At 69.1% G+C, this 22,396-nt stretch carries 26 protein-coding genes; 15 read left to right on the top strand and 11 right to left on the bottom strand.

Features of this window, described 5'->3' with window-relative positions; all coding sequences use genetic code 11:
• Positions 1-26 precede the first annotated feature (26 nt).
• Positions 27-353 (bottom strand): hypothetical protein, encoded by a 327-nt coding sequence (locus DFR72_RS16295; protein WP_090065348.1) that lies wholly within the window; start codon positions 351-353, stop codon positions 27-29.
• A gap of 120 nt (positions 354-473) precedes the next feature.
• Entirely contained in the window at positions 474-2,726 is a 2,253-nt protein-coding gene (locus DFR72_RS16290; protein WP_090065349.1) for a helicase-associated domain-containing protein, read from the bottom strand.
• Between the two features lie 86 nt (positions 2,727-2,812).
• Between DFR72_RS16290 and DFR72_RS16285 the strand changes: the two genes are divergently transcribed.
• The 5 genes from DFR72_RS16285 (at position 2,813) to DFR72_RS16265 (ending at position 5,965) form a co-directional block, all read left to right on the top strand.
• A complete protein-coding gene (locus DFR72_RS16285; protein WP_090065798.1) occupies positions 2,813-2,998 on the top strand; it encodes a hypothetical protein in 186 nt (61 codons plus the stop codon).
• A 107-nt stretch (positions 2,999-3,105) separates the two neighbouring features.
• Positions 3,106-4,488, top strand: a complete 1,383-nt coding sequence (locus tag DFR72_RS16280) for an NAD-dependent malic enzyme (protein WP_090065350.1) — start codon at positions 3,106-3,108, stop codon at positions 4,486-4,488.
• 114 nt (positions 4,489-4,602) lie between these two features.
• Positions 4,603-5,076, top strand: coding sequence for a cyclic pyranopterin monophosphate synthase MoaC (moaC, locus tag DFR72_RS16275; RefSeq protein ID WP_090065351.1), 474 nt, complete (start codon positions 4,603-4,605; stop codon positions 5,074-5,076).
• 5 nt (positions 5,077-5,081) lie between these two features.
• Positions 5,082-5,543 carry a MogA/MoaB family molybdenum cofactor biosynthesis protein gene (locus tag DFR72_RS16270; protein ID WP_245983027.1) on the top strand — a complete coding sequence of 154 codons (462 nt, stop codon included), beginning with the start codon at positions 5,082-5,084 and terminating at the stop codon, positions 5,541-5,543.
• A complete protein-coding gene (locus DFR72_RS16265) occupies positions 5,540-5,965 on the top strand; it encodes a molybdenum cofactor biosynthesis protein MoaE (RefSeq protein WP_090065353.1) in 426 nt (141 codons plus the stop codon). Before DFR72_RS16270 ends, DFR72_RS16265 begins: the two co-directional genes overlap by 4 nt.
• 505 nt (positions 5,966-6,470) lie before the next feature.
• Here DFR72_RS16265 and DFR72_RS16260 read toward each other — a convergent pair.
• Positions 6,471-7,115 (bottom strand): transglycosylase family protein, encoded by a 645-nt coding sequence (locus tag DFR72_RS16260; RefSeq protein ID WP_090065799.1) that lies wholly within the window; start codon positions 7,113-7,115, stop codon positions 6,471-6,473.
• Positions 7,116-7,586: 471 nt separating this feature from the next.
• Between DFR72_RS16260 and DFR72_RS16255 the strand changes: the two genes are divergently transcribed.
• Entirely contained in the window at positions 7,587-9,974 is a 2,388-nt protein-coding gene (locus DFR72_RS16255; protein WP_090065354.1) for an ATP-binding protein, read from the top strand.
• Here DFR72_RS16255 and DFR72_RS16250 read toward each other — a convergent pair.
• Both DFR72_RS16250 and moaA read right to left on the bottom strand, forming a co-directional pair.
• The gene (locus tag DFR72_RS16250; RefSeq protein ID WP_090014830.1) at positions 9,938-10,201 is read right to left on the bottom strand and encodes a MoaD/ThiS family protein; all 264 of its coding nucleotides are present in this window, start codon (positions 10,199-10,201) and stop codon (positions 9,938-9,940) included. The genes DFR72_RS16255 and DFR72_RS16250 overlap by 37 nt on opposite strands.
• Complete coding sequence (gene moaA / locus DFR72_RS16245) at positions 10,198-11,256, bottom strand: GTP 3',8-cyclase MoaA (protein WP_245983026.1); 1,059 nt, start codon at positions 11,254-11,256, stop codon at positions 10,198-10,200. The genes DFR72_RS16250 and moaA overlap by 4 nt, the downstream gene beginning before the upstream one ends.
• Positions 11,257-11,371: 115 nt before the next feature.
• Here moaA and DFR72_RS16240 point away from each other — a divergent pair, with 115 nt between their 5' ends.
• The 5 genes from DFR72_RS16240 (at position 11,372) to DFR72_RS16220 (ending at position 15,563) form a co-directional block, all read left to right on the top strand.
• The gene (locus DFR72_RS16240; RefSeq protein WP_090065356.1) at positions 11,372-11,818 is read left to right on the top strand and encodes a MarR family winged helix-turn-helix transcriptional regulator; all 447 of its coding nucleotides are present in this window, start codon (positions 11,372-11,374) and stop codon (positions 11,816-11,818) included.
• A 4-nt stretch (positions 11,819-11,822) separates the two neighbouring features.
• Positions 11,823-12,614, top strand: a complete 792-nt coding sequence (locus DFR72_RS16235; RefSeq protein WP_245983024.1) for an HAD-IIA family hydrolase — start codon at positions 11,823-11,825, stop codon at positions 12,612-12,614.
• Between the two features lie 53 nt (positions 12,615-12,667).
• Complete coding sequence (locus DFR72_RS16230; RefSeq protein ID WP_090065357.1) at positions 12,668-13,453, top strand: metallophosphoesterase; 786 nt, start codon at positions 12,668-12,670, stop codon at positions 13,451-13,453.
• Between the two features lie 14 nt (positions 13,454-13,467).
• On the top strand, positions 13,468-15,063 hold the full coding sequence (locus DFR72_RS16225) for an AMP-binding protein (protein ID WP_090065358.1): 1,596 nt from the start codon (positions 13,468-13,470) through the stop codon (positions 15,061-15,063).
• A gap of 107 nt (positions 15,064-15,170) precedes the next feature.
• Complete coding sequence (locus DFR72_RS16220; RefSeq protein ID WP_090065359.1) at positions 15,171-15,563, top strand: VOC family protein; 393 nt, start codon at positions 15,171-15,173, stop codon at positions 15,561-15,563.
• Positions 15,564-15,567: 4 nt separating this feature from the next.
• On the opposite strand, the gene DFR72_RS16215 is transcribed toward DFR72_RS16220, so the two are convergent.
• Entirely contained in the window at positions 15,568-15,942 is a 375-nt protein-coding gene (locus DFR72_RS16215) for a YccF domain-containing protein (RefSeq protein WP_090065360.1), read from the bottom strand.
• 21 nt (positions 15,943-15,963) lie between these two features.
• Here DFR72_RS16215 and DFR72_RS16210 point away from each other — a divergent pair, with 21 nt between their 5' ends.
• Positions 15,964-16,917 (top strand): Gfo/Idh/MocA family protein, encoded by a 954-nt coding sequence (locus DFR72_RS16210; RefSeq protein ID WP_090065361.1) that lies wholly within the window; start codon positions 15,964-15,966, stop codon positions 16,915-16,917.
• 45 nt (positions 16,918-16,962) lie between these two features.
• Here DFR72_RS16210 and DFR72_RS16205 read toward each other — a convergent pair whose 3' ends face one another.
• Positions 16,963-17,505: a TetR/AcrR family transcriptional regulator gene (locus DFR72_RS16205; RefSeq protein WP_143086696.1), complete on the bottom strand. Its 543-nt coding sequence runs from the start codon at positions 17,503-17,505 to the stop codon at positions 16,963-16,965.
• Between the two features lie 52 nt (positions 17,506-17,557).
• Here DFR72_RS16205 and DFR72_RS16200 point away from each other — a divergent pair, with 52 nt between their 5' ends.
• Positions 17,558-18,175 carry an HAD family hydrolase gene (locus DFR72_RS16200; RefSeq protein ID WP_090065363.1) on the top strand — a complete coding sequence of 206 codons (618 nt, stop codon included), beginning with the start codon at positions 17,558-17,560 and terminating at the stop codon, positions 18,173-18,175.
• Here the strand turns inward: DFR72_RS16200 and DFR72_RS16195 are convergent.
• The gene (locus DFR72_RS16195; RefSeq protein WP_245983022.1) at positions 18,147-18,350 is read right to left on the bottom strand and encodes a hypothetical protein; all 204 of its coding nucleotides are present in this window, start codon (positions 18,348-18,350) and stop codon (positions 18,147-18,149) included. The two genes, DFR72_RS16200 and DFR72_RS16195, sit on opposite strands and share 29 nt — an antisense overlap.
• Positions 18,351-18,638: 288 nt before the next feature.
• Between DFR72_RS16195 and DFR72_RS16190 the strand changes: the two genes are divergently transcribed.
• Entirely contained in the window at positions 18,639-19,028 is a 390-nt protein-coding gene (locus DFR72_RS16190) for a cold-shock protein (RefSeq protein ID WP_090065801.1), read from the top strand.
• Positions 19,029-19,041: 13 nt separating this feature from the next.
• Positions 19,042-19,626, top strand: coding sequence for an HD domain-containing protein (locus DFR72_RS16185; protein ID WP_090065365.1), 585 nt, complete (start codon positions 19,042-19,044; stop codon positions 19,624-19,626).
• On the opposite strand, the gene DFR72_RS16180 is transcribed toward DFR72_RS16185, so the two are convergent.
• From DFR72_RS16180 to DFR72_RS16170, 3 genes are read right to left on the bottom strand one after another with little or no spacing between them, the layout of a single operon-like run.
• Positions 19,627-20,061: a DUF2771 family protein gene (locus DFR72_RS16180; RefSeq protein WP_090065366.1), complete on the bottom strand. Its 435-nt coding sequence runs from the start codon at positions 20,059-20,061 to the stop codon at positions 19,627-19,629. It lies immediately after the preceding gene.
• 31 nt (positions 20,062-20,092) lie between these two features.
• Positions 20,093-21,595, bottom strand: a complete 1,503-nt coding sequence (locus DFR72_RS16175; protein WP_245983020.1) for an MFS transporter — start codon at positions 21,593-21,595, stop codon at positions 20,093-20,095.
• A gap of 4 nt (positions 21,596-21,599) precedes the next feature.
• Positions 21,600-22,352: a glutaminyl-peptide cyclotransferase gene (locus DFR72_RS16170; RefSeq protein WP_090065368.1), complete on the bottom strand. Its 753-nt coding sequence runs from the start codon at positions 22,350-22,352 to the stop codon at positions 21,600-21,602.
• Positions 22,353-22,396 lie beyond the last annotated feature (44 nt).

Below are 22,396 nucleotides of genomic sequence, written 5' to 3'. Positions count from 1 at the left end.
CGCCTCGTCGTCGTGTTCGCCGGCGGCTAGCCGATGTGCAGGCCGACACCGATGCCGATCAAGATGCCGTCGAGCAGGCCGTGGTGGCCGTGGTGGCAGTCGTAGTCCCAATCTTCGTCCCAGTCGTCGTCCCAGTCATGACAGTGGTGTCCGACGCCGATTCCGATGCCGAGGCCGAGGCCGATGTCCCGCCCGTCGGTGGTGTCGGTCTGGTGAGCGAGAACGGCTGCGACTTGCGCGCGGTCCGTGTCCGGGATCGGATCGGCCGACGCCGTGCCGGACGAGAACGGCAAGGCGAATGCCAGGGCTGTGAAGACGGCGGCTGCTTGGAGCGCCGACCTTGAGCTGACCATTGTGGAGTCCTCCTAGGTCGATGGCGGACGTGTCTCGGGTACGTCCACGTCAATCGACGCTAGGTCGCGGCGCGCCCACTCAAGTGTGGTTGCGGACCCCCGAAGGGGGATGACAGACCGTCAGGCCTCGTCCACCAACGCGGCGGACGTGATGCGATGGAGTGGGAACCTGAGCACCTCTCCGTAGCTGTGGTCGTAGCCCTCCAGCACGCCACCCCCGACGACGTGCGGCTCGATCACGCGCTGTGCCGCCGTGCCGTGCGAGTCGACGAACCCCACGAGCACGCTGCGGCGCGCCCGTGCGGCCTGCTGGAGCAACGACAGGGTCGCGGACGGACCGGCACCGAGGTGCCCGGGAACGGAGATCCGTTCACCCCGTGGTGTCGCGGCGGCACGATCACCGGCGCGGACCAGCCGGACGAGTTCACCCAGCCGCTCGTCGGCGTGCACGGCGGGTGACACCGGTTTGCGGGCACTGCGCTGCCTCGGCGTGGTCCGGCGGCCGCCCGGCCGCAGGTCGAGGACCTGGCCGTCCGGGCCCTCCGCGGCCGGGGCGAACCCGGCCGAGCGCAGCCCGTCCAGCACCTCTGCCAGCGGCAACGGGCTGACGAGCACGGTCGGGGCGATCCGGCGCAGCTCCAGCCGTGTGGCCTCCGGGTGCGCGAGGACCTCGCTGATCAGCACCGGGTCGTCGCAGCGCAGGAACGAGCCCGCCGCCCCGCCGCGGAGCCTGCCGTGGCGGCGCGCGGCGTCGTCGATCAGGTAGGTCAGCGACTGCGGGACGGGCGTGCGCGAGCGGGTCTTGAAGAGTTCCTGCAGCTCGTCGGCGGTGCGTCCGGCGTCGAAGGCGCGCCGGACGGTGGCCTCGCTGATCCGGTAGACCGTGGCGCCGCCGGCCGACTCGACGTTGGCGACCAGTGCCAGCTCGTCCGCGAGCTCCGGTTCGAGGCGGCCGGGGGCGACGACGGTGAGGTCGGCCTGCACCAGCACGTGGTCCAGTGGCGCGGGCAGGGCGTCGCCGAGGGACTTCGCGGCGTGGCCGGCACCCTCGTCGAGCAGCACGCGGCCCGCGCTGGTGATCGCGCCGAGAGCGAGCACGCCGACTGCCGTGCCCTCCTCGACCGTCCAGCGCACCAGTTCGTCGCGTTGCCGGCCGCCCCGGCGCGGTGCCCGCCAGCCGAGCACGGTGGCCAGGTCGGCCGCGGTCGAGAACGCGGTGCCCTTGGGGAACGCGCCGAGCGCCTCCAGGATCCACCGCCGGTCGCGCGGGGCCTGCGCACGTCGGATCTCGTCCGCGAGCGGGTTGAAGAGCTTGTCCTTCTCGTCGCGCCGGCCGATCAGCGCGGGCAGCCGCGGCAGGTCGAGCCACGCGTGCGCGAGCGTGGCCCAGCGGACCTCGGTGGTCGCGGCGAGCCACACGTCGGCCTTGGTCGTCGGCACCCACTCGGGTTCCGCGGCCTCGGTGTTCGCGGCCAGGTCCGCGCCGACCACGAGCTCGATCAGCAGCGCCGCGCGGCGTTCGTCGACGTCGAGGTCCTTGGCGGCCTTGCGCAGCTCGCGGACGCCCAGACCGCCCGTCCGCAGCACCGGCGCCGGTTCGGCCGACCAGCTCGCGATGAGGTTCTCGACGTGCCGGACGAGCTCCAGGGCCTCGCCAGCACCGGTCGCGTCGACGCTGCTCTGCTGGAACGTGGTGGTCTTCGGCTTCGGCTCGGTGACCTGGACCGGGCCCAGGGGGCGGTCGCCGCGCAGTTCGAGAGCGATCTCCCGCGGCAGCTCGACCGTGCCGGGGTCGCGCCGCAGCAGCAGACCGCGGGCGAGCAGCCGTTGCACGGGGGTGTCGGCCTTGTCGAGCGGCACGACGCGGGAAGCGTCCTTGGTGTCGCCGATGGGCGGTCCGGAGGCGAGCTTCTGCAGGACCCGCTGCTCGCCCTCGGTGATGCCGCCGAGGTCGTAGGTCTGCCCGGTCGCGCGGCCCAGGCCGCCCGGATACGCGCCGAACGCCTCGCGCGTGAGCGGCGGGACCGACAGCGCGTCGTCGTCGCCCCAGGCGAGAGCGAGGGACCTCAGTCTCGCGACCGCCTGCTTGAGCGGCCGGGGCTTCACGTCCGGACCGAGGATCTGCGCGAGTGTGGGCAACGCCACGGGCCCGGCGTCCGCACCTTGCACGACCAGGGCCTCGAGCACGGTCAGCGTGAAGGTGTCGAGGTCCTCGCAGGCGCGCGCGATCGATGCCCTGGTGCCGACCCGTGTCGCGAGCACGGACATATCAGCAGGTGGGGGCGTTGCCAGATCGGGGCGCGCACGCAGCAGCGCGACGAGAGCGACGTCGTCCTGGGCGCGCAGCCAGTCGGCGAGTGTGATGCCGGACATTCTCACCACGGTATATGGGTCTCTGGAGATGACGTCGTGCTCTGTCACACTTGTGCCCGTCAGCAGGCACCACCGAGGAGGAGAACGTGGCGAAAGGACGCCCGGGACGGGTCGACCCGCACTGGCCGGAGGGTGCGGACGGCAGCCATCCCGTCACCGAACTGACCAGTGACCTGCAGGGTGCGCTCTCCCCGTTCGGCACGGTGACGTTCCCGCTGCCGTCGGAGGACCTCCCGTACAAGCACCCGGTGACCGAGATCAACAAGTCCTGAGTGGATTGTCAGGCCGGTCTTAAGACTCGCCGAGTCGGGTGAGTACCGCAAAGGGCCCGGGGATAGGCTCGTTTCCCGCTTGAGCTGTACTTCGTGGGAGGACGACGATGCCGGTCCCCGGCCCTGGTTACTCGATCACCGTTCGTCTGGAGGCGCCGCCGTCAGCGAGCGCCGCGGGTGACCTCACTTCGGCCGTCGGCCGCGCCGGCGGTGTGATCACGGCGTTCGACGTCGTCGAGTCGCACAACGACCGCGTCGTCATCGACCTCACGTGCAACGCGCTGTCCGCCAACCACGCCAAGGACATCACCGACACGCTGGAGACGTTGCCCGGCATCGTCGTCCGCAAGGTGTCCGACCGCACGTTCCTCGTGCACCTCGGCGGCAAGATCGAGATCGCGTCCAAGGTGCCGCTGCGCAACCGTGACGACCTCTCCCGCGCGTACACGCCGGGTGTCGCCCGCGTCTGCGAGGCCATCGCCAAGAACCCGGACGACGCGCGCCGCCTGACCATCAAGCGCAACACCGTCGCCGTCGTCACCGACGGTTCGGCCGTGCTCGGTCTCGGCAACCTCGGCCCCGCCGCCGCCCTGCCGGTGATGGAGGGCAAGGCCGCGCTGTTCAAGAAGTTCGCCGGCGTCGACGCCTGGCCGGTCTGCCTGGACACCCAGGACACCGAGGAGATCATCCGCGCGGTCGAGCTCATCGCTCCCGTGTACGGCGGCATCAACCTCGAGGACATCTCCGCGCCGCGCTGCTTCGAGATCGAGGCCCGCCTGCGCGAGAAGCTCGACATCCCGGTGTTCCACGACGACCAGCACGGCACCGCGATCGTCGTCGTCGCCGCTCTGCGCAACGCCCTGCGCGTCGTGAAGAAGGACATCAAGAACTGCCGCATCACGGTCTGCGGCGTCGGTGCCGCCGGTTCCGCGATCATCCGCCTGCTGCAGGCCCAGGAGCCCGGCGACATCATCGCCGTGGACGTCGACGGCATCGTCCACCGCGACCGCCCCGGCCTGGACTCGAACCTGAAGTCCATCGCCGCGACGACCAACAAGGGCAACGAGTCCGGCCGCCTGCACGACGCGCTGGTCGGCTCGGACGTGTTCATCGGCGTCTCCGCTCCGAACCTGTTCGGCGCGGACCAGGTCGCGACCATGGCGAAGGACGCCATCGTGTTCGCGCTGGCCAACCCGGACCCGGAGATCGACCCGATGGAGGCCCAGCAGCACGCCGCCGTCGTCGCGACCGGCCGTTCGGACTTCCCGAACCAGATCAACAACGTGCTGGCGTTCCCCGGCGTCTTCCGCGGCCTGCTGGACGCGCACGCCCGCACCATCACGGACGCGATGCTGCTGGCCGCCGCGCAGGCCATCGCCGACGTGGTGGACGGCGACCGCCTCAACGCGTCGTTCATCGTGCCGTCGGTCTTCGACAACACCGTCGCCCCGGCCGTGGCCGAAGCGGTGCGCAAGGCAGCGACTTCCTGAGGGCCTGTGACACCAGTACAAGCCAAAGCCGGAAAGAAGTCGGCGGGCGAAAAGCGTGCCCACTGACTTCTTTCGGCACGGGCCGTTTGCGTGGGCCAGGCATACGATCGCCGTATGACCAAGCAGTTCACCCACCTGGACTCCCAAGGCGCGGCCCGGATGGTCGACGTCTCCGGCAAGGAGCAGACCACCCGGACCGCCGTGGCCACAGGGGTCCTGCACACGACCGCCGAAGTGGTTGAGTTGCTGGGCGCCGACGGCCTGCCCAAGGGCGATGCCCTGGCGACGGCCCGGATCGCGGGCATCATGGCCGCGAAGCGCACCTGGGAACTCGTGCCGTTGTGCCACCCGATCTCGTTGTCGTCGGTGGTGGTCGACCTGGCGCTGGCACCGTCCGCCGTGCTGATCACCGCCACCGTCCGCACCACCGACCGCACGGGCGTGGAGATGGAGGCCCTGACCGCGGTCTCCGTGGCCGGCCTGACGCTCCACGACATGGTGAAGTCGGTGGATCCCGCCGCGTCCCTGGACGCGGTGCGGGTGGAGCGCAAGGAAGGCGGCAAGTCCGGCCTGTGGGAACGCCCGTGAAGGCGGTGGTGATCACCGCGTCCAACCGCGCCGCCGCCGGCGTCTACGCCGATCGCAGCGGACCCTTGATCGTCGAGTGGCTCGCCGGGCGCGGGTTCTCGGTTTCCTCACCGGTGGTGGTGCCCGATGGTGATCCGGTGCGCGAGGCGCTGTCTGCCGCGGTGTCCGCCGGTGCTGATCTGGTGGTGACGACCGGGGGGACCGGGATCAACCCGACCGACCGGACCCCTGAGGCGACTCGCGCGGTCCTGGACTACGAGGTGCCCGGGCTGGCCGATGTGATTCGCATGTCCGGGTGGCCGCGAGTGCCCGGCTCCGTGCTGTCGCGTGGCGTCGCCGGCGTTGCCGGGCGGACGTTGATCGTGAACCTGCCCGGGTCGACCGGCGGGGTGCGGGACGGGCTGGAGGTGTTGTCGAGCGTGCTGGAGCATGCGCTCGACCAACTGCGTGGAGGTGACCACAAATGAGCGTGGTGCTGCGGGCCGTCGTGACCGAGGAGCCCTTGTCGGTGGAGGAGCACGCGGCCCTGGTCGGGTCTGACCGGGCAGGTGCCGTGGTCACCTTCTCCGGCGTCGTGCGGGATCACGACGGTGGGCGGGCGGTGCTGGAGTTGGAGTACCACTCGCACCCCTCGGCTTCGGACGTCGTGGCCGAGGTGGTTTCCTCCTTGGCTGCCAAGTACTCCGGGGTGCACGGGATCGCTGTCTCGCACCGGGTCGGGCCGTTGAAGATCGGTGATGTGGCGCTGGCCTGTGCTGTGGCCGCTGAGCATCGGGGGGAGGCGTTCTCCCTTTGTGCTGACCTGGTGGACGAGGTCAAGGCTCGGTTGCCTGTGTGGAAGAGGCAGGTCTTTCCGGGGGGCGAGGACGAGTGGGTGAACTGTCCCTGAGTTCTGAGCCTGGCTGAGCGGGTCGGCTTGCGTTGGCTGGCGCCGGTGGGCACCGCGGGGGGCGGGTTGCGGTGGTCGGCGCCGGTACCGGCTGAGGGGTCGCCTTGCGAATGCTGGCGGCGGTTCCAGCGGGGTTGGTCGCGTTCCGGGAAGAGGCCGGGCTGAAAAGCGCCCGGCCGTGCCCTTGAGGGGAGCATCCCGCCCACTCAAGGTAAAGCCCCAATCGCCTTGAAGGGCCTGAACCGCTAACCCAGCCCGTCAGGTTCAGACGGCTCGCTTCGCATCGCCACGCCAGGACTCGTGGGTAGTTGCTTTGCGGTGGCGGGCGCCGGTTGGCGCCGCGCGGGGCTGCCTGCCCGGCCCGCTGTGGGCCTGCCCCACCCCGGAAATGCAGGCAGGGACCTCACCGTCGGGGGGTAACGGTGAGATCCCTGGTCCTGTGTCAGCCCACGTCTACGGGCCGGCGTTCGTGCGACCGATCAAGATCGGTCCGAGCCTGCGAGGCTCAGATCAGGATCTTGTGGCCCGGGAAGATCAGGTCCGGGTTCGTGACGAAGCCCTTGTTCTTCTCCACGATGGCCTGGTAGCCGCCTGCGACCTTGTTGGCGTCCGCGATCTTCGACAGGGTGTCGCCTGCCTTGATCTCGTAGTTGCCGCTCGGGTTCGTCTTCGAGCCCTCGAGCTGCACGACCGGTGCCTGCTGCACCGGAGCGGCGGCCTGGCGCTGCTGCGGCTGCGCCTTGCGCTGCTGCGGGGCAGGGGTGGCCTTCTTGGGGGCCTGGCCGGTGTAGTTGCCCAGCTTGGCGCTGCAGGCAGGCCAGGCGTTGCGGCCCTGGCCGGCGAGCACGCGCTCGGCGACAGCGATCTGCTGCTCGCGCGAGGCGTTGGCCGGGTTGCCCTGGCCGCCGTAGCCGTTCCACGTCTGCTGAGTGAACTGCAGGCCGCCGTAGTACCCGTTACCGGTGTTGGCGGCCCAGTTGCCACTGGCTTCACACTGCGCGAGTGCGTCCCAGTCCATTCCAGGGGCGGCGTTGGCGGTGCCAACGGCCAAGCCCAGAGGGGCACCGGCGATGATGCCGGCGACCGCGACCTTGGCGATAGTGCGAGCTGCGGAACTCTGCTTGCCCTTGTTGCCTCGGTTGAAAACCATGTGCCTCTCGGTCCACCGCACCTCCGATCAGGAACTCGGGTTCGGGGCCCGGTGCGTTCCTGCGTCCCAGTCCGGCGGTTTCTCTCGCTCGGGGTGTGTTCCGGAGAACCCTCGGACTGGGTTCGGTGCTGGTCCTCCGGTCGTGCTCGTAGCTGGTTCGGGCCAGCCGAGAAGCGACCGTACGTAACCGATGGCGGCCTCACCAAAGGTTTCCGCGTGTGACGCGCATCACGGTAACGGTTTGTGTCGTTGTGTCACGTCCACAAACACGCAGCTCAAAGGTGTCGTTACCGGTCCGTTTCCATTCTGAGATCAGTCGAAAACTATTACGGAAAGTGAGGCGTGGCTCACGGTGTTCCGGGTGTCGGAGACACGCTCCGCACGGTTGAGGGACGGCCGGGCGGACTCGCCGGAACGCCCCTCGGAACCGCTCGTCGTCCGCTCTCCCGGTCGGTTCTACGATCGCCCCTTGTGAACGGAGAATCGCGGTTGGTGGCGTTGCACCGGGCTCTGGCCGCGCGTGCGGGAGAACCTGTGCTGTTCGGGGATCTCGTCCAGGCGGTCTGGGGTGACGAGCCGCCCGCCAAGCCTCTTCCCGCGCTCCGCACACTGATGCGCCGGCTGCGGCAGTCGACCGAGGACGAGATCGTCACGGACGTCTCCGGCTACCGGCTCGTGGCGCGTGCGCCCGGCCCGTCGCAGCTGCCCGCCGACCTGCCGGACTTCGTGGGCAGGGAAGCGGAACTCGCCGCGCTGTCCGCGATGGACGCACCGGTCGTCGTGATCACCGGCCCACCGGGCGTCGGCAAGACCTCGCTCGCGATCAGGCTCGCGCACAGGATCCGCGACCGGTTCCCCGACGGTCAGCTGCACGTCAACCTGCGCGGGTTCGCGACAGGACCGGCGGTCACCGTCGAGCAGGCGCTCGGCCGGTTCCTGCGTGCCCTCGGCGTGCCGCCCGCGAAGGTCCCGCTCGACCGCGAGGAGCAGGTAGAGCTCTACCGGTCGAAGCTGCGCGGCCGCCGCGTGCTGGTGGTGCTGGACAATGCGACGGAGGTGGGTCCGCTCGTGCCGGGCGTCGAGGGTTGCACGGCCATCGTGACAAGCCGCAACGAGCTGGCCGGTCAGGTCAGGCTGGACGTGCTGGCCGACGACGAGGCGGGCGCGCTGCTCGACCGGATGAAGATCGGCGGCTCGCCGGAGGACCGCGCCGAACTGATCAGATTGTGCGCAAACCTGCCGCTCGCGCTGCGGATCGCGGGCGCGCACCTCGCCGATCGCCTCCTGCCCGACTACCTCGCAGACCTGCGCGGCGATGGCAGGCTGGACGCGCTGGAGATCGAGGGCGACGCGGCAGTACGGGCCGCGTTCGACTTGTCCTTCAAAGCTTTGCCGGACGATGCGCGCCGCCTGTTCGGTCTGCTCAGCGTCCATCCCGGCGGCGACTTCGACCTGCCGGACACCGCCGTGCTCGCCGAGTCGTCCCTTGAGGACAGTGCGGAACTCGTGGGCGTGCTGGTGCGGGCCGGCCTCGTCCAGCAGGCAGGAGAACGGTTCCACCTGCACGACCTGATCCGGCTCTTCGCCTCCGAACAGGTGGGTGCGGAGGGGCCACCCGCAGTGCGCCGGCTGCTGTCCTTCTACCTGGACACCGCGCGCCATGCCAGTGACCTCGCCGCCACCCCGATCAAGCGGCTCGACCCGCTGCCGTTGGATGTGACCGGTCGCAGGTTCGCGAACTCCGAGGAGGCACAGGAGTGGCTCGACGCGAAGCGTTCGACGCTCGTGGCGGCGGTGGCGGCAGCGCCGCATCCGTTCGCGAGCCATCTCGCCGACTCGTTGCGCGGCTACCTCGTCTACGGCGCCTACCGGCCCGAGTTGGACGTGGTGCTGGCCGCCGGTCTCGCGTCGGCGCGTGCCGCGGGTGATGTCGATGGTGAGATCGCGATGCTCAACGGGCGCGGCCAGCTCCACTTGATCCGAGGTGCGTACAGCGACGCGCTGGAGGCGTTCGGCCGGGCCGCGGACCTGGCCACGTCCGACTTCATGAGAGCGGTCCTGCTCAGCAACATGGGCTCGGTGAAGAGGGAGATCGGCGATCTCACCGGCGCGCTCGCGGACCTGGAAGAGGCGCTGCGCCTGTCGCCGGGAGAGCCACCTCTGTACATCACCGTGCTGTTCAACCTGGGCACGGTGCTCGGTGCCCGCGCCGAACTGCGCAAGGCGATCGGGTACTTGGAGGAGGCCGTGCGGCTGGGGGAGGAACACGGGTTCAAGATCAAGGTCGCGGTGGCCAGGGAGAGCATCGGCATCGCACGCCTCGAACTCGGGCAGTACGAGGAGGGGCGGAGGCATCTGGAGGCCGCGCTGGCCGGCTACCAGGAGGCCAACGCCGCGGAGCCCGTGCCGAACGTGCTGGTCAACCTGGCCGACATCGCGGTGGCGACCGGTGACGACGAGCACGCTCGGACGTTGGCGTCACGGGCTCTCGAAGCAGCACGGCAGATCGCCGCCGTTCGGGTCGAGGTCGAAGCGCTGATCGTCCTGGGGGACCTGGGTGCGGCGGTCGAGCTGGCGAACCGGATCAACTACCCGCTGGGACGGCACAAGGCACAGCTGGTGCTCGCCAGACACGATGTGGAACTGGCACGCGAGCTGGTGCGGGACGTGCGGGACAGCGGTGACCTGCTGATGGAGTCCAAGGCGCTGCTGGTGCTGGCCGAGGCGACTGGTGACGCGGCCATCGCGAAAGAAGCACTGGAACTGGCGAAGGTGCGCGAACAGAGTGCTGTGGTGGCCGGAGCCGAGGCTTTCTTGAGCGCTCAGCCGCCCGCGAACGGCGGCAGCACGTCCAGCTGAGAACCGGCGGGCACGCGCACCGACGTGTCGCGCACCGCGACGCCGTCCAGCAGGAAGCTCGACGCCGCGAGGACCTTGCCGAGCTTCGAGCCGTGCCGTTCGCCGATGGTGCTGACCACGAGCGCCACGGTGGGTTCGGAGGCGTCGAGCTGCAGGTCCTCGTCGGCCACCCCGGCCGCGGCCCGCGCACCTGCGAAGTAGCGGATCTTCACGGCCGTCACTGTCATCCTCCGATGGAGCTCATGGGACGGTCGGGCTGCGAGAAGCCCGCGTCGTTGATGCCGTGACCGGCCGCCTTGGCCCACATCGTGGCACGCCAGGCGTCGGCGATCGCGGCGTCGGGGGAGCCGTCGCGCAGCAGTGCCCGCAGGTCGGTCTCGCCCTGGCTGAACAGGCAGTTGCGGATCTGGCCGTCCGAGGTGAGCCGGGTGCGGTCGCAGGCGGCGCAGAACGGCCTGGTCACCGACGCGATCACGCCGACGACCGCGGGGCCGCCGTCGACCAGCCAGCGTTCGGCCGGGGCGCCGCCGCGCGGGACCTCCGACGGGGTCAGCGTGAACGCGGTCGTGAGCATCGTGAGGATCTCATCGGCCGTGACCATGTTCGTGCGCGTCCAGCCGTGCTGCGCGTCGAGCGGCATCTGTTCGATGAACCGCAGCTGGTAGCCGTTCTCGACGCAGAACCGCAGCAGAGGGACGGCTTCGTCCTCGTTCATCCCGCGCATCAGCACGGAGTTGACCTTCACCGGCTCCAGTCCGGCCTCGCGGGCGGCGTCGAGGCCGTCCAGCACGTCCGTGATGCGGTCGCGCCTGGTCAGCGTCGCGAACCGGTCCGGGTCGAGGGTGTCGAGCGAGACGTTGATCCGGTTGAGGCCGGCGTCCTTCAACGACTGCGCGCGGCGCGAGAGGCCGATGCCGTTCGAGGTCATGGACATGCGGGGGCGCGGTTCGAGCTCGGCCGTCGCGGCGATGACCTGCTCCAGGCCGCGGCGCAGCAACGGCTCGCCGCCGGTGAACCTGATGTCCGTCACGCCCAGGTCGACCACGGCGATGCGCATGAGCCGGATCAGCTCGGCGTCGGTGAGCAGCTCGTCCTTCTGCAGCCAGTCGAGGCCCTCGGCGGGCATGCAGTAGGTGCAGCGCAGGTTGCACCGGTCGGTCAGCGAGACCCGGAGGTCCTTCGCCACCCGCCCGAACCTGTCGACGAGCAGCGGCGAGTCCGGACGTGCGGACACGTCCGGCGTACCGCGCACGATGGGTAGGCCCAACTCGACTGCTGTCACCTTATTTAGCTTAATGAACAACTCCTTGTAGGTGACTCCACAAACGAGGTTTCTCACCTTCCGCCCGTTTGGAGCACTCTGACAACGAAATGTCTTAGCCGCTAAGATGTTCAACATGGAACCTGAAGTGCTGGAGAGGTTCACCTGGTACATGCGGGAGCAGAGCGCGCTCACCGTCATGTTCCACGCTCGGGTCGCCGAGCAGATGGGCCTGTCCGCGACGGACGAGAAGTGCCTCGATCTCGCCATGCGGGCGGACGGACCGCTCACCGCGGGCCGGATCGCCGATCTGTCCGGTCTCTCCACCGGGGCGGTCACGGGCGTGATCGACCGCCTGGAGCGTGCCGGATATGTCCGTCGTGTCCGTGACCCTCACGACCGCCGCAAGGTCCTGGTCGAGGTCACGGTGGGCGACGTGGACAAGTTCGGCGAACCGTTCGAGAAGGCCCGGGACAGCCTGGTCGAGGTCCTGGGCCACTTCGACGAGGACGAACTTCAGGTGATCGAGCGTTATCTCAAGCTCCAGACCGAGACGTTTCGCAAGCGCGTGATCGATACTTAGACCCATGTGGCACTACTTGATGGACATGGACGGCGTCCTCGTGCACGAGGAGCACCTGATCCCGGGAGCGGACGAGTTCGTCGCGGAGCTGCGGGCGTCGGAGACCCCGTTCCTCGTGCTCACGAACAACTCCATCTACACGCCACGGGACCTGCGTGCGCGCCTGCAGCGCACGGGCCTCGACATCCCCGAGAAGTCCATCTGGACGTCCGCGCTGGCCACGGCGAAGTTCCTCGACTCGCAGCGCCCGAACGGCTCGGCGTTCGTCATCGGCGAGGCCGGCCTCACCACGGCGCTGCACGAGATCGGCTACGTGCTGACCGACCGCGACCCGGACTACGTCGTGCTCGGCGAGACCCGCACGTACAGCTTCACCGCGATCACCAAGGCCATCCGCCTGGTCGAGGAGGGCGCGAAGTTCATCGCGACCAACCCCGACGCGACCGGCCCGTCGCGCGAGGGCTCGCTGCCCGCGACCGGCGCCGTGGCGGCGCTGATCGAGCGCGCCACCGGCCGTGAGCCGTATTACGTCGGCAAGCCGAACCCGTTGATGATGCGCTCGGCCCTGCGCACCCTGGGCTCGCACTCGGAGCAGGCGCTGATGATCGGTGACCGCATGGACACCGACGTGCGCTCGGGCCTGGAAGCGGGCCTGTCGACCATCCTCGTGCTGTCCGGGGTCTTCACCGCCGAGTCCGCCGAGATGTTCCCGTACCGGCCGACGCGCGTGCTGAAGTCGATCGCGGACCTCGTCGGTCACTCTGCGGACCCGTTCGGCGACTGGACTGACCACTGACGCGCGAGGGTTCATCACCTATCGTCGCGGAGGTGGACACGGATCGACGCCCGATGTACGTCGTGGGTGACGTGCACGGGCACCTCGCAGAACTGACCAGGGCCCTGCACGTCGCGGAGCTGTGCGACGAGGACGGTCACTGGACGGGTGGCGAGGCCGAACTGTGGTTCCTCGGCGACTTCGTGGACCGCGGGCCCGACGGCGTGGGCGTGATCGACCTGGTCATGCGCCTCGGCGAGGAGGCCGCGGAGGCCGGTGGCACGGTCAGCTCGTTGATCGGCAACCACGAGGTGCTGCTGCTCGGCATGTACCGGTTCGGCGACGAGCAGGTGCCGGACAGCATGGGGCCGCGGTCGTTCGCGCGCAGCTGGCTGCTCAACGGCGGGCTGCGCAGCGACCAGGACCGGCTGACCGACGAGCACGTCGAGTGGCTGACGAACCGGCCGGTGCTGAAGCTGCGCGACGACCACCTGCTGATGCACTCCGACACGGCGGCCTACCTCGAATGGGGGTCCTCGATCGAAGAGGTCAACGAGGCCGTCCGGCACGTGCTCAAGGGCGACGACCTCGTCGACTGGTGGGAGTGCTGGCGCAAGATGACGACCCGGTACGCGTTCCGGGGTCCGCAGGGTCCCGAAATCGCGGACGAGCTGCTCGCGACCCTCGGCGGCAGCACGATCGTGCACGGGCACAGCGTCATCGCCGACCAGCTGGGGGTGCCGCCGGACCAGATCGACGGGCCCCTCGTCTACGCCGGCGACAAGGTGCTGGCGATCGACGCGGGTCTCTACAGCGGCGGTCCGTGCCTGGTCGTGCCCTTGCCATACGCCGAGGCCTGACTACCGTCTGGGGGATGACCGCCAGCTACTCCTCGGGCACGTCCGGCGCCCCGCTGCTGGGCGACACGATCCACGCGAACCTCGCGGCGACCGTCGCGCGCTTCGGCGACCGTGAGGCACTTGTCGACAAAGCAACAGATCGACGTTGGACGTACGCGGAGCTCGCGCAGGAGGTCTCCCGCGCCGCCGCCGGGCTGCACTCGCTGGGCGTCCGCAAGGGCGACCGGGTCGGGATCTGGGCGCCGAACCGCGCCGAGTGGGTGTTCGTGCAGTACGCGACGGCCCGGATCGGTGCGATCCTGGTCAACGTCAACCCGGCCTACCGGGTGAGCGAGCTGGAGTACGTGCTGAACCAGGCGGGCATCCACACGCTGGTGTCCGCCCGGTCGTTCAAGACGTCGGACTACGCGGCGATGATCGAGGAGGTCCGGCCGCGCTGTCCCGGGCTCCGCCACGTCGTGTACGTCGACGATCCACAGTGGACCGGTGAGGAAGTTCCGGACGTCGAGCTGGACCGCGACGACCCGATCAACATCCAGTACACGTCCGGCACCACGGGCTTCCCCAAGGGCGCCACGCTCTCGCACCACAACATCCTCAACAACGGCTACTTCGTCGGCGAGCTGATCAACTACACCGAGCACGACCGCATCTGCGTGGTGCCGCCGTTCTACCACTGCTTCGGCATGGTCATGGGCAACCTCGCCGCCACCAGTCACGGCGCGTGCGTCGTGATCCCGGCGCCCGCGTTCGACCCGGCGAAAACCCTTGCGGCCGTTCAGGAAGAGCGCTGCACGTCGTTGTACGGCGTGCCGACGATGTTCATCGCGATGCTCGACCTGATCGACGGCTACGACCTGAGCAGCCTGCGCACCGGCATCATGGCGGGCTCGCCGTGCCCGGTCGAGGTGATGAAGCAGGTCGTCGATCGCATGGGCATGCGCGAGGTCTCGATCTGCTACGGCATGACCGAAACCTCGCCGGTGTCGACGCAGACGCGCGTGGACGACTCCCTCGACCGTCGCGTCGGGACGGTCGGCAGGGTCGGCCCGCACCTCGAGGTCAAGATCGTCGACCCGGACACGGGCCGCACGGTGCCGCGCGGTGAGCCGGGGGAGCTGTGCACGCGCGGCTACTCGGTGATGCTCGGCTACTGGAACGAGCCGGAGAAGACCGCCGAAGCCGTGGACAGCGCCGGCTGGATGCACACGGGCGACCTCGCGGTGATGGACGACGACGACTACGTGAACATCACCGGCCGCATCAAGGACATGGTCATCCGCGGCGGCGAGAACATCTACCCGCGCGAGATCGAGGAGTTCCTCTACACGCACCCCGACGTGCTCGACGCCCAGGTCGTCGGCGTGCCGGACACCCGGTACGGCGAGGAGCTGATGGCCTGGGTGCGCCTGCGCGAGGGCGTTGCGGGGCTGACCGCCGAGGCCGTCCGGGAGTTCTGCGCCGGCAAGCTCGCCCACTACAAGATCCCGCGCTACGTGCACGTGGTGGACGAGTTCCCGATGACGGTCACCGGCAAGATCCGCAAGGTGGAGATGCGGGCGAAGTCGGTGGAGCTGCTCGGTCTCGAAGACGGCGCGACGCACGCCTGAGCGGACGGAACGTGGTCGCCGCGCTACAGGGCGATGAGGCTTAAAGACCCTGGTGAGCGGAGGTGTGACCGGCGCAGCATCAGTGCATTCCGCCGAAGGAGGCGCGCATGCTCACCGCCACCAGGACCACGACGATGCTGCCCGTCGAAGACCCCGAGCGCGCCGGCCGCTTCTACGCCGACATGCTCGGCCTCAAGCCCATCACCACGGCCGGGGACGGCACGCGGATCTTCGCGCTCGGCCAGGGCGACGCGCTGGGCCTGAGGCCCGCCGGGAAGGGCGCGCAGAGCGGGCACACGGTGCTGAGCTTCGAGGTGCCCGATCTGGAGGGCGAGATCGCGGAGCTCGAAGGCAGGGGCGTGCGCTTCGAGGACTACGACCTGCCCGACTTCAAGACCACGAACCACATCGCGGTCATGGGCACCGAGCGCGCCGCCTGGTTCCACGACACCGAGGGCAACGTCCTGTGCCTGCACGAGCTGTCGGACGGTGAGACCTGAGTGCTCACGGGACCTCGACGATCTCCTTGCCCAGCGGCACCAGCGAGACCTTCACCAGCTTGAAGTTCGCGACGCCGAGCGGGATGCCGATGATCGTCACGCACAGCGCGATGCCGGTGACGATGTGGCCGATCGCGAGCCAGATGCCGGCGACGACGATCCAGATGACGTTGCCGAGCAGTGATCCGGTGCCCGCGCCCGGCTTGTCCACGACCTCGCGGCCGAACGGCCACAGGGCGTAGTTCGCGATCCGGAACGACGCGATGCCCCACGGGATCGTGATGATCAGGATGCAGCAGATGACGCCGGCGACCGCGTAGCCGACGGCCATCCAGAAACCGGCGAGCACCAGCCAGATCACGTTCAGGATGAGGCGCATGCCTCCATCTAAGCTCAAGCCATGACTTGGGGTGTGATCGCAACGGGCGGAATCGCGCATGCCGTGACGGCCGACATGCTGAAGGCGGGGGTCACGGTGCTCGCGGTGTCCTCGCGTGACATCACGAAGGCCCAGAAGTTCGCTGAGCACTTCGGCATCGAGCGTGCGTACGGCGACTACCGCGACCTGCTCGCCGACCCGGACGTCGACGTCGTCTACGTCGCCACTCCGCACGGCCAGCACCACGAGGTCGTGCTCGCCGCGCTCGACGCCGGCAAGAACGTGCTGTGCGAGAAAGCCCTCGCGCTGACGGTCGCGCAGGCCGAGGAGATGGTCGAACGGGCGAGGTCGAAGCAGCTGTTCCTCATGGAGGCCATGTGGACGCGCTTCAACCCGTTGATCCAGAAGATCGCGCAGGCCGTCGACGACGGTGAGATCGGTGACGTGCGGCTGATCCGCGCGGACTTCGGGTTCCGGCACACCTTCGACGCGGCCGACCGCCTGTGGGCCAAGGAAGCGGGCGGTGGCTCGATCCTCGACCTCGGTGTCTACCCGGTCTCGCTCGCGCACCAACTCCTAGGCGTGCCAACGCACATCCACGCGCACGGCAGCATCGCACCGACCGGAGTGGACGCCGACGCCGGCATCCTGCTGGGGTACGAGGACGGCGCTCAGGCGTTGCTCAGCTGCTCACTGGCCGCGAACACCGGCAGCAGCGCCACCATCGTCGGCACCGAGGGACGCATCGACATCCCCGACGCGTTCTACAACCCCACCAAGGTGGTCATCAACGGCGTCGAGCACGAGATCGAGGACGGCGGTTACACGCACCAGATCCGGTCGGTCGAAGACTTCGTCGCGATGGGTTTCATCGAGCACTCCGACATGTCGTGGAACGACTCGCTGGAGATCATCCGCATCCTCGAAACCGCGCTCGGCCAGCTCGGCGTCTCCTACGCGGACATCGTCAAGTAGGTCAAAGGCCCCTTGTCGCAGGTTGACGCAGCAAGGGGCCTTCGGTCATGCGTCCATCGTCACCCTGGCGACCCTGACGACGGCGTCCATCGCGCCGTCCAGGTCGCCGCTCGGCATCAGCAGGTGGCTCAGCGCGAGCCGCACGGTCGTCTCCGCCGTGAACCGCACGTGGCGGCCGGGGAAGTGCCTGCTGAGGTGCTGTTCGACGACCTCGGTCGCGTGGAACAGGATCGGGTGGCCGCGGATCGTGATGAACGGCAGCAGGTCCTCGGCGTTCTGCCCGGTCAGCACGGCCGAGACCAGCCGGTCCTTCTCGGTCTGCTCGAAGGTGAAGCGGAACGCCGACCGCATCGCCTCCCACGGGTCGGGGTCGTCCTGGAGCCGGGTCGCGATTCCGGTCAGGTACTCCTCCGTCTTGTGGACCGCGACGGCCTGGACGAGCCCCTCCTTGTTGCCGAACTCGTTGTAGACGGTCTGTCTGCTCACGCCGGCGCGGCCGGCGACCTCGATCATGCGCAACCCGTGGAAGCCTCGGGCGGCCAGCAGGTCGGCAGCCGCGTCCAGCAAGAGCTCGGTGATGTCGCTCACCACCTCAGCTTTACACAGTTATGGTTCTTGTAAAGACGTAAAGTGGGGTTCTGTGCCGTTCACCGTGGGTTTCGACCTGGACATGACCCTCATCGACCCGCGACCGGGAATGGCCGCGGTGATGAACGAGGTGGGCGCCCGCACCGGCTACGCCCTCGACGGCGAGAAGTTCGCGTCGAACCTCGGCCCGCCCCTCGACATGATCTACCGCGAGATGGGTGTGCCCGAGGAGGAGGTCCCGGACCTGGTGTCGCTCTTCCGCGCGCTGTACCCGGAGGTCGTGATCCCGTCGACCGTCGCGCTGCCGGGAGCGGCGATGGCCCTGCAGTGCGTGCGGGAACTGGGCGGCAGCACCATGGTCGTCACCGGCAAGTACCGCAAGAACGCCGCGCTGCACCTCGAGGCGATGGGCTGGGAGGTCGACCACCTCTACGGCGAGCTGTGGGCCACGGGCAAGGCCGAGTCGCTCAAGCTGCACGGCGCCGCCGTGTACGTGGGCGATCACGTCGGCGACATGCGGGGTGCGGCCGGGGCCGGAGCACTGGGCGTCGGCGTCGTCACGGGGCCGTGCTCGCGTGCCGAGCTCACGGAGGCGGGCGCCGCGGTCGTGCTGGAGGACCTGCGCGAGTTCCCGGAGTGGCTCAGGACTTCTTCTGGCGTGCTTTCCTGACCACCGCGATGATCCCGAGGCCCAGCCCGATCGCGGGCAGGTAGGTGGCCGCGACGTTCAGCGCCACCGGCAGGTCGCTGTGGCCGGCGAGGAACAGCGCGAAGACCACGATGATCGCCAGTACGCCCACGGCGAACAGGCCGATGGCCAGCGGCATCAACTTCGAAGCGGTCATAAGACCAGGATAGTGCGGTAGGGCCTGCATCGAAGTCCGGCCCGCGATAGCCGGGCCCGAGGCGGCCCCTGGCGGCACGGCCGGACGACCCACATACAACACCGGTATGCGGGCCATCCGGCCGCACCACCAGGAACCACCTCAAGCGCGATTCTCATCGGACCGGACTTCGATGCAGGCCCTAACGGAGGTGCCTTACCCGAGGTCTTCTGGCTACTCTGGTGGGACGCGTCCTGGGCACGCCCCCGGGCGCGTTCGTTGTGCAGAAGCAAGGGAATGGTGAGCGCGGTGCCGACCGGCAAGGTCAAGTGGTACGACACGGAGAAGGGCTTCGGATTCGTCACCCAGGACGGTGGCGAGGACGTCTACGTCCGCAAAGCCGCCCTGCCTGCCGGAGTCGAAGGCCTCAAGGCCGGCCAGCGCATCGAGTTCGGCATGGCGGAAGGGCGCCGCGGTCCGCAGGCGCTGTCCGTGCGCCTGGTCGACCCGGCGCCGTCCGTCGCGGAGGCGCGTCGCCGTCCCGCCGAGGAGCTGCACGGCCTGATCGAGGAAGTGATCAGGCTCCTCGAGAACAAGGTCCAGCCTGACCTGCGCCGCGGCCGCTACCCGTCCGACAAGAAGACCATGAAGCTCGTCGCCGAGGCCGTCCGCGTGGTGGCGCGGGACCTCGATCCGTAAAAGGATCAGCGTCATGTCTGACGCTGACAGGATCGTCGATTTCGTCTACGAGGTCGGCCAGCTCAAACGCCTGCCCAGAGCGGGGTGGCTCTTCGCCGGGGTGCAGAACCCCGAGACAGTGGCCGCCCACTCGTTCCGGGTGGGCGTTCTGGCGTTCGCGATCGCCGTCCAGGAAGGCGCGAACCCCGACAGGGCGGCGACCCTGGGCCTCTTCCACGACGTGCCGGAGGCGCGCATCGGCGACATCCCGTACGTCGGCAAGCTCTACCTCGACGTCAAGATGCCGCCGGAGGCCGTGGCACGCGACCAGGTCCAGCACCTGCCCGCGCCGCTGGCCGCGCACATCGAGGCGCTCGTCGCCGAGCACGAGTCCGCCAAGGGCTTCGACCACACGCCCGAGGCGCGCTGCTCGCGTGACGCGGACAAGCTCGAGTTGTTGTTGCAGGCCAGGGAGTACCAGGCCGCGGGCGTCTCCAAGATGGAGCGCTTCATCCAGACCATGCAGGAGTCGGTGGTCACCGACACCGGCAAGGCCCTGCTCGACTCCGCTCTGCGGATCGCTCCCAGCGAGTGGTGGGAGGCGTTCGGCAGGCGGTGATCAGCGGGTGATGTCGACGACCCACGAACCGCGCATGAGCGGCTGGCCGGTCTCCAGCACCGCGCCGGCCGCCTCGTGCACCTCGATGCGCAGCAGCTGGTCGGAGTCGTTCGGCACGGCCAGCGTGTACGTGTAGTCGTCGCCCTTGCCGAGCAACGGCGAGGAGCAGCCCTCCTGCACGCGGGCGGCGTTCTCGTACACGCACACGACCTCCCAGAGGCCGCTGGCGAGCTGACCGTCCACCGAGATCTGCACGACCTTGCCCGCCGGCACCTTCAGCGCGCCCGGCGGGTTCTTCTCGGCGCAGTTGGAGCCCTCGACGTCGCAGTAGATCGTCGGCTCGATGCGGATGGTCTTGCCGTTCGCGTAGAACGTGACCTCGGGGTCGTGCCGCTGCAGGGAGCAGCCGGACAGCACGAGAACACTGGCAGCCATCACAGAAGCAAGTCGACGCACGTCAGGCAGCCTACGGGGTCACCGGTGAGGGCCTGCGGACCAGCCTGTGCAACGACGTGCCGTTGCGGTACATCCACGTCTGCGCGAGGCCCAAGGCGAGCAGCACGGCGAGCACCAGGAAGCCGACCCAGAACGTGGCGGGCAGCAGCACGCCGAGCGCACCGCCGAAGACCCACGCGAGCTGCAGGATCGTCTCGGAGCGGCCGAACGCGGACGCGCGCGACTCCTCCGGCAGGTCGTCCTGGATCACCGCGTCGAGGCTGATCTTGGCCAGCGACGACGCCGTGGCGCCCAGCAGGCCGACGATCGCGGCGGTGACCAGGCCGGGCAGCGCGGCGGCGACGATGGTGGCGGCCAGCGCCGTCGCGACGCAGGCGATGACCACCTCGTCCGGCTTGCCGAACTGCTGGCGCGCGCCGATCGCGTTGCCGAGGAAGCTGCCGACGCCCGCCGCGCCGGCGATCACGCCGAGCAGAAGCAGTTGCTGGACGGCGTCGCCCTCGGTCTGCTCGCGGACCACGAACGCCGCGAAGAGCGTCAGGAACCCCGTCAGCATGCGGATGGAACCGTTGCCCCACAAAGAGACCGCGACGTGCCGGGAGATGCGTTGCTTGGCGGGCCTGGCCGTCAACGTCGCCGGGACCTCGCCCTCGGTCACCTCGACCCACGACGGGATCTTCATGCACAGCCACGCGTTCACCAGGCACAACGCGGCGGTGAACCACAGCGCGCCCGGTGAGCCGAACACGTTCGCGAAGCCCGCGGCGAGCGCGCCGAACACCCCGCCCGCCGCGAGTCCGAAGATCGTCATGCGGGCGTTGGTCTTGGACAGCGTGATGTCCGGCGGCAGCACCCGCGGCGTGATCGCGGACTTGAGCACGGTGAACGACTTGGACAGCACCATGCTGCCCAGCGCAGCCGGGTACAACAGCCAGTTGTCGAAGTTCAGCGCCATCACGACCGCCAGCCCGACGCGCAGCACGCAGGACGCCGCGAGGGCGAGCCTGCGGCCGCGCTGGATCCTGTCGAGCAACGGGCCGATCACCGGCGCGATCAACGCGAACGGCGCGACCGTGATCAGCAGGTAGAGCGCGACCTTGGTCTTGGACTCCGCAGTGGCCGCGCTGAAGAACAGCGTGTTCGCCAGCGCGACGGCCATCGCGGCGTCGGCGGCGTAGTTCATCATCACCGCGTAGGTGACCGACGTCATGCCGGACTTGCCGGCGCCGTCGGCGCGGGCCGCGCGCCGGAACGCCGCGACCGCCTTCTGCGAGATCTGCTTGCTGCGGAACCACGCCACACGCGTGACCGTCAGCTTGCGCGGCGGCTTGGGCGTCGGCGTCGTCTGCTGGTCCTGGTTGGGCAGCGGACGGGTGTTCTGGGGACGCTTCGGTGGCGGCTGGAAACCGTGCTCGGACGGTGTTCCGCGACGCTGCCGCGGCTGGTACTCGTCGTCCTGCCACGGGTAGCGCTTCGGAGTCGGTTCGTCACTCCACCCGCGGTCGCCGGTCACACCCTCAATCCTGCCCCATCCCGTTGAACCTCACTCGGAAGATGGTCGGCCAGTTCTTGCCTGTGACCAGGAACTCGTTGGTCCCCGGGACGTGCGCGATGCCGTTGAGGACGTCCACGTCACCGGAGGGCTTGAGCGACGCGAGGTCGTAGGTGTTCACGACCTTCCCGGTGGCCGGGTCGATGCGGACGATCTCGTCGGTCTTCCAGACGTTCGACCAGACCTTGCCGCCGACGCACTCCAGCTCGTTCAGCTGCGTCAGCGGCTTGCCGTCGCGGGTGACCTGCACGCTGCCGGTCTCCTGGAACGACCTGGGGTCGCGGAAGGTCAGCTTGGCGGTGCCGTCGCTCATCACCAGGCGCCGGCCGTCGTCGCAGATGCCCCAGCCCTCGCCCTGGTAGCTCACGCGGCGGAGCTCGTCCAGCGTCCTGCGGTCGCGTTCGATCGCGATGCCGTTCTGCCACGTGATCTGCCAGATGGTGTCGCCGACGACCGTGATGCCCTCGCCGAAGAGGTCCGGCGGCAGGTCGACCTTCTTCTGGACGTCGCCGCTCGACGGATCGAGCGCGCGCATCGTCGACTGGCCCTCCAGGCCGGTGCCCTCGTAGAGGACTCCGTCGACGAGTTCCAACCCCTGGGTGAACGCCGTTGCATCATGCGGAATCTTCTGCAGGACTTCTACCTGCGGTTTTGCTTCTTGCGGCGTCGAACAGGCGGCCAAGACCGCGACGACGACCAGCCAGACGGGTGAGCGCACCCAACGGAGGGTGGCACGAGTTTTCGTCCCGGCGAAGTCCTGCG

Source organism: Lentzea flaviverrucosa (assembly GCF_003350445.1).
Lineage (GTDB): Bacteria > Actinomycetota > Actinomycetes > Mycobacteriales > Pseudonocardiaceae > Lentzea > Lentzea californiensis.
The sequence above is the reverse complement of the archived record's forward strand: the minus strand, read 5'-3'. Positions and strand labels throughout refer to the sequence as shown.

Bases quoted from the DNA above. Each gene is read 5' to 3' on its own strand.
- DFR72_RS16295 (WP_090065348.1), bottom strand. From the start codon at position 353: ATGGTCAGCTCAAGGTCGGCGCTCCAAGCAGCCGCCGTCTTCACAGCC.
- DFR72_RS16290 (WP_090065349.1), bottom strand. From the start codon at position 2,726: ATGTCCGGCATCACACTCGCCGACTGGCTGCGCGCCCAGGACGACGTC.
- DFR72_RS16280 (WP_090065350.1), top strand. From the start codon at position 3,106: ATGCCGGTCCCCGGCCCTGGTTACTCGATCACCGTTCGTCTGGAGGCG.
- moaC (WP_090065351.1), top strand. From the start codon at position 4,603: ATGACCAAGCAGTTCACCCACCTGGACTCCCAAGGCGCGGCCCGGATG.
- DFR72_RS16265 (WP_090065353.1), top strand. From the start codon at position 5,540: ATGAGCGTGGTGCTGCGGGCCGTCGTGACCGAGGAGCCCTTGTCGGTG.
- DFR72_RS16260 (WP_090065799.1), bottom strand. From the start codon at position 7,115: ATGGTTTTCAACCGAGGCAACAAGGGCAAGCAGAGTTCCGCAGCTCGC.
- DFR72_RS16250 (WP_090014830.1), bottom strand. From the start codon at position 10,201: ATGACAGTGACGGCCGTGAAGATCCGCTACTTCGCAGGTGCGCGGGCC.
- DFR72_RS16240 (WP_090065356.1), top strand. From the start codon at position 11,372: ATGGAACCTGAAGTGCTGGAGAGGTTCACCTGGTACATGCGGGAGCAG.
- DFR72_RS16235 (WP_245983024.1), top strand. From the start codon at position 11,823: ATGTGGCACTACTTGATGGACATGGACGGCGTCCTCGTGCACGAGGAG.
- DFR72_RS16230 (WP_090065357.1), top strand. From the start codon at position 12,668: ATGTACGTCGTGGGTGACGTGCACGGGCACCTCGCAGAACTGACCAGG.
- DFR72_RS16225 (WP_090065358.1), top strand. From the start codon at position 13,468: ATGACCGCCAGCTACTCCTCGGGCACGTCCGGCGCCCCGCTGCTGGGC.
- DFR72_RS16220 (WP_090065359.1), top strand. From the start codon at position 15,171: ATGCTCACCGCCACCAGGACCACGACGATGCTGCCCGTCGAAGACCCC.
- DFR72_RS16215 (WP_090065360.1), bottom strand. From the start codon at position 15,942: ATGCGCCTCATCCTGAACGTGATCTGGCTGGTGCTCGCCGGTTTCTGG.
- DFR72_RS16210 (WP_090065361.1), top strand. From the start codon at position 15,964: ATGACTTGGGGTGTGATCGCAACGGGCGGAATCGCGCATGCCGTGACG.
- DFR72_RS16195 (WP_245983022.1), bottom strand. From the start codon at position 18,350: ATGACCGCTTCGAAGTTGATGCCGCTGGCCATCGGCCTGTTCGCCGTG.
- DFR72_RS16185 (WP_090065365.1), top strand. From the start codon at position 19,042: ATGTCTGACGCTGACAGGATCGTCGATTTCGTCTACGAGGTCGGCCAG.
- DFR72_RS16180 (WP_090065366.1), bottom strand. From the start codon at position 20,061: ATGGCTGCCAGTGTTCTCGTGCTGTCCGGCTGCTCCCTGCAGCGGCAC.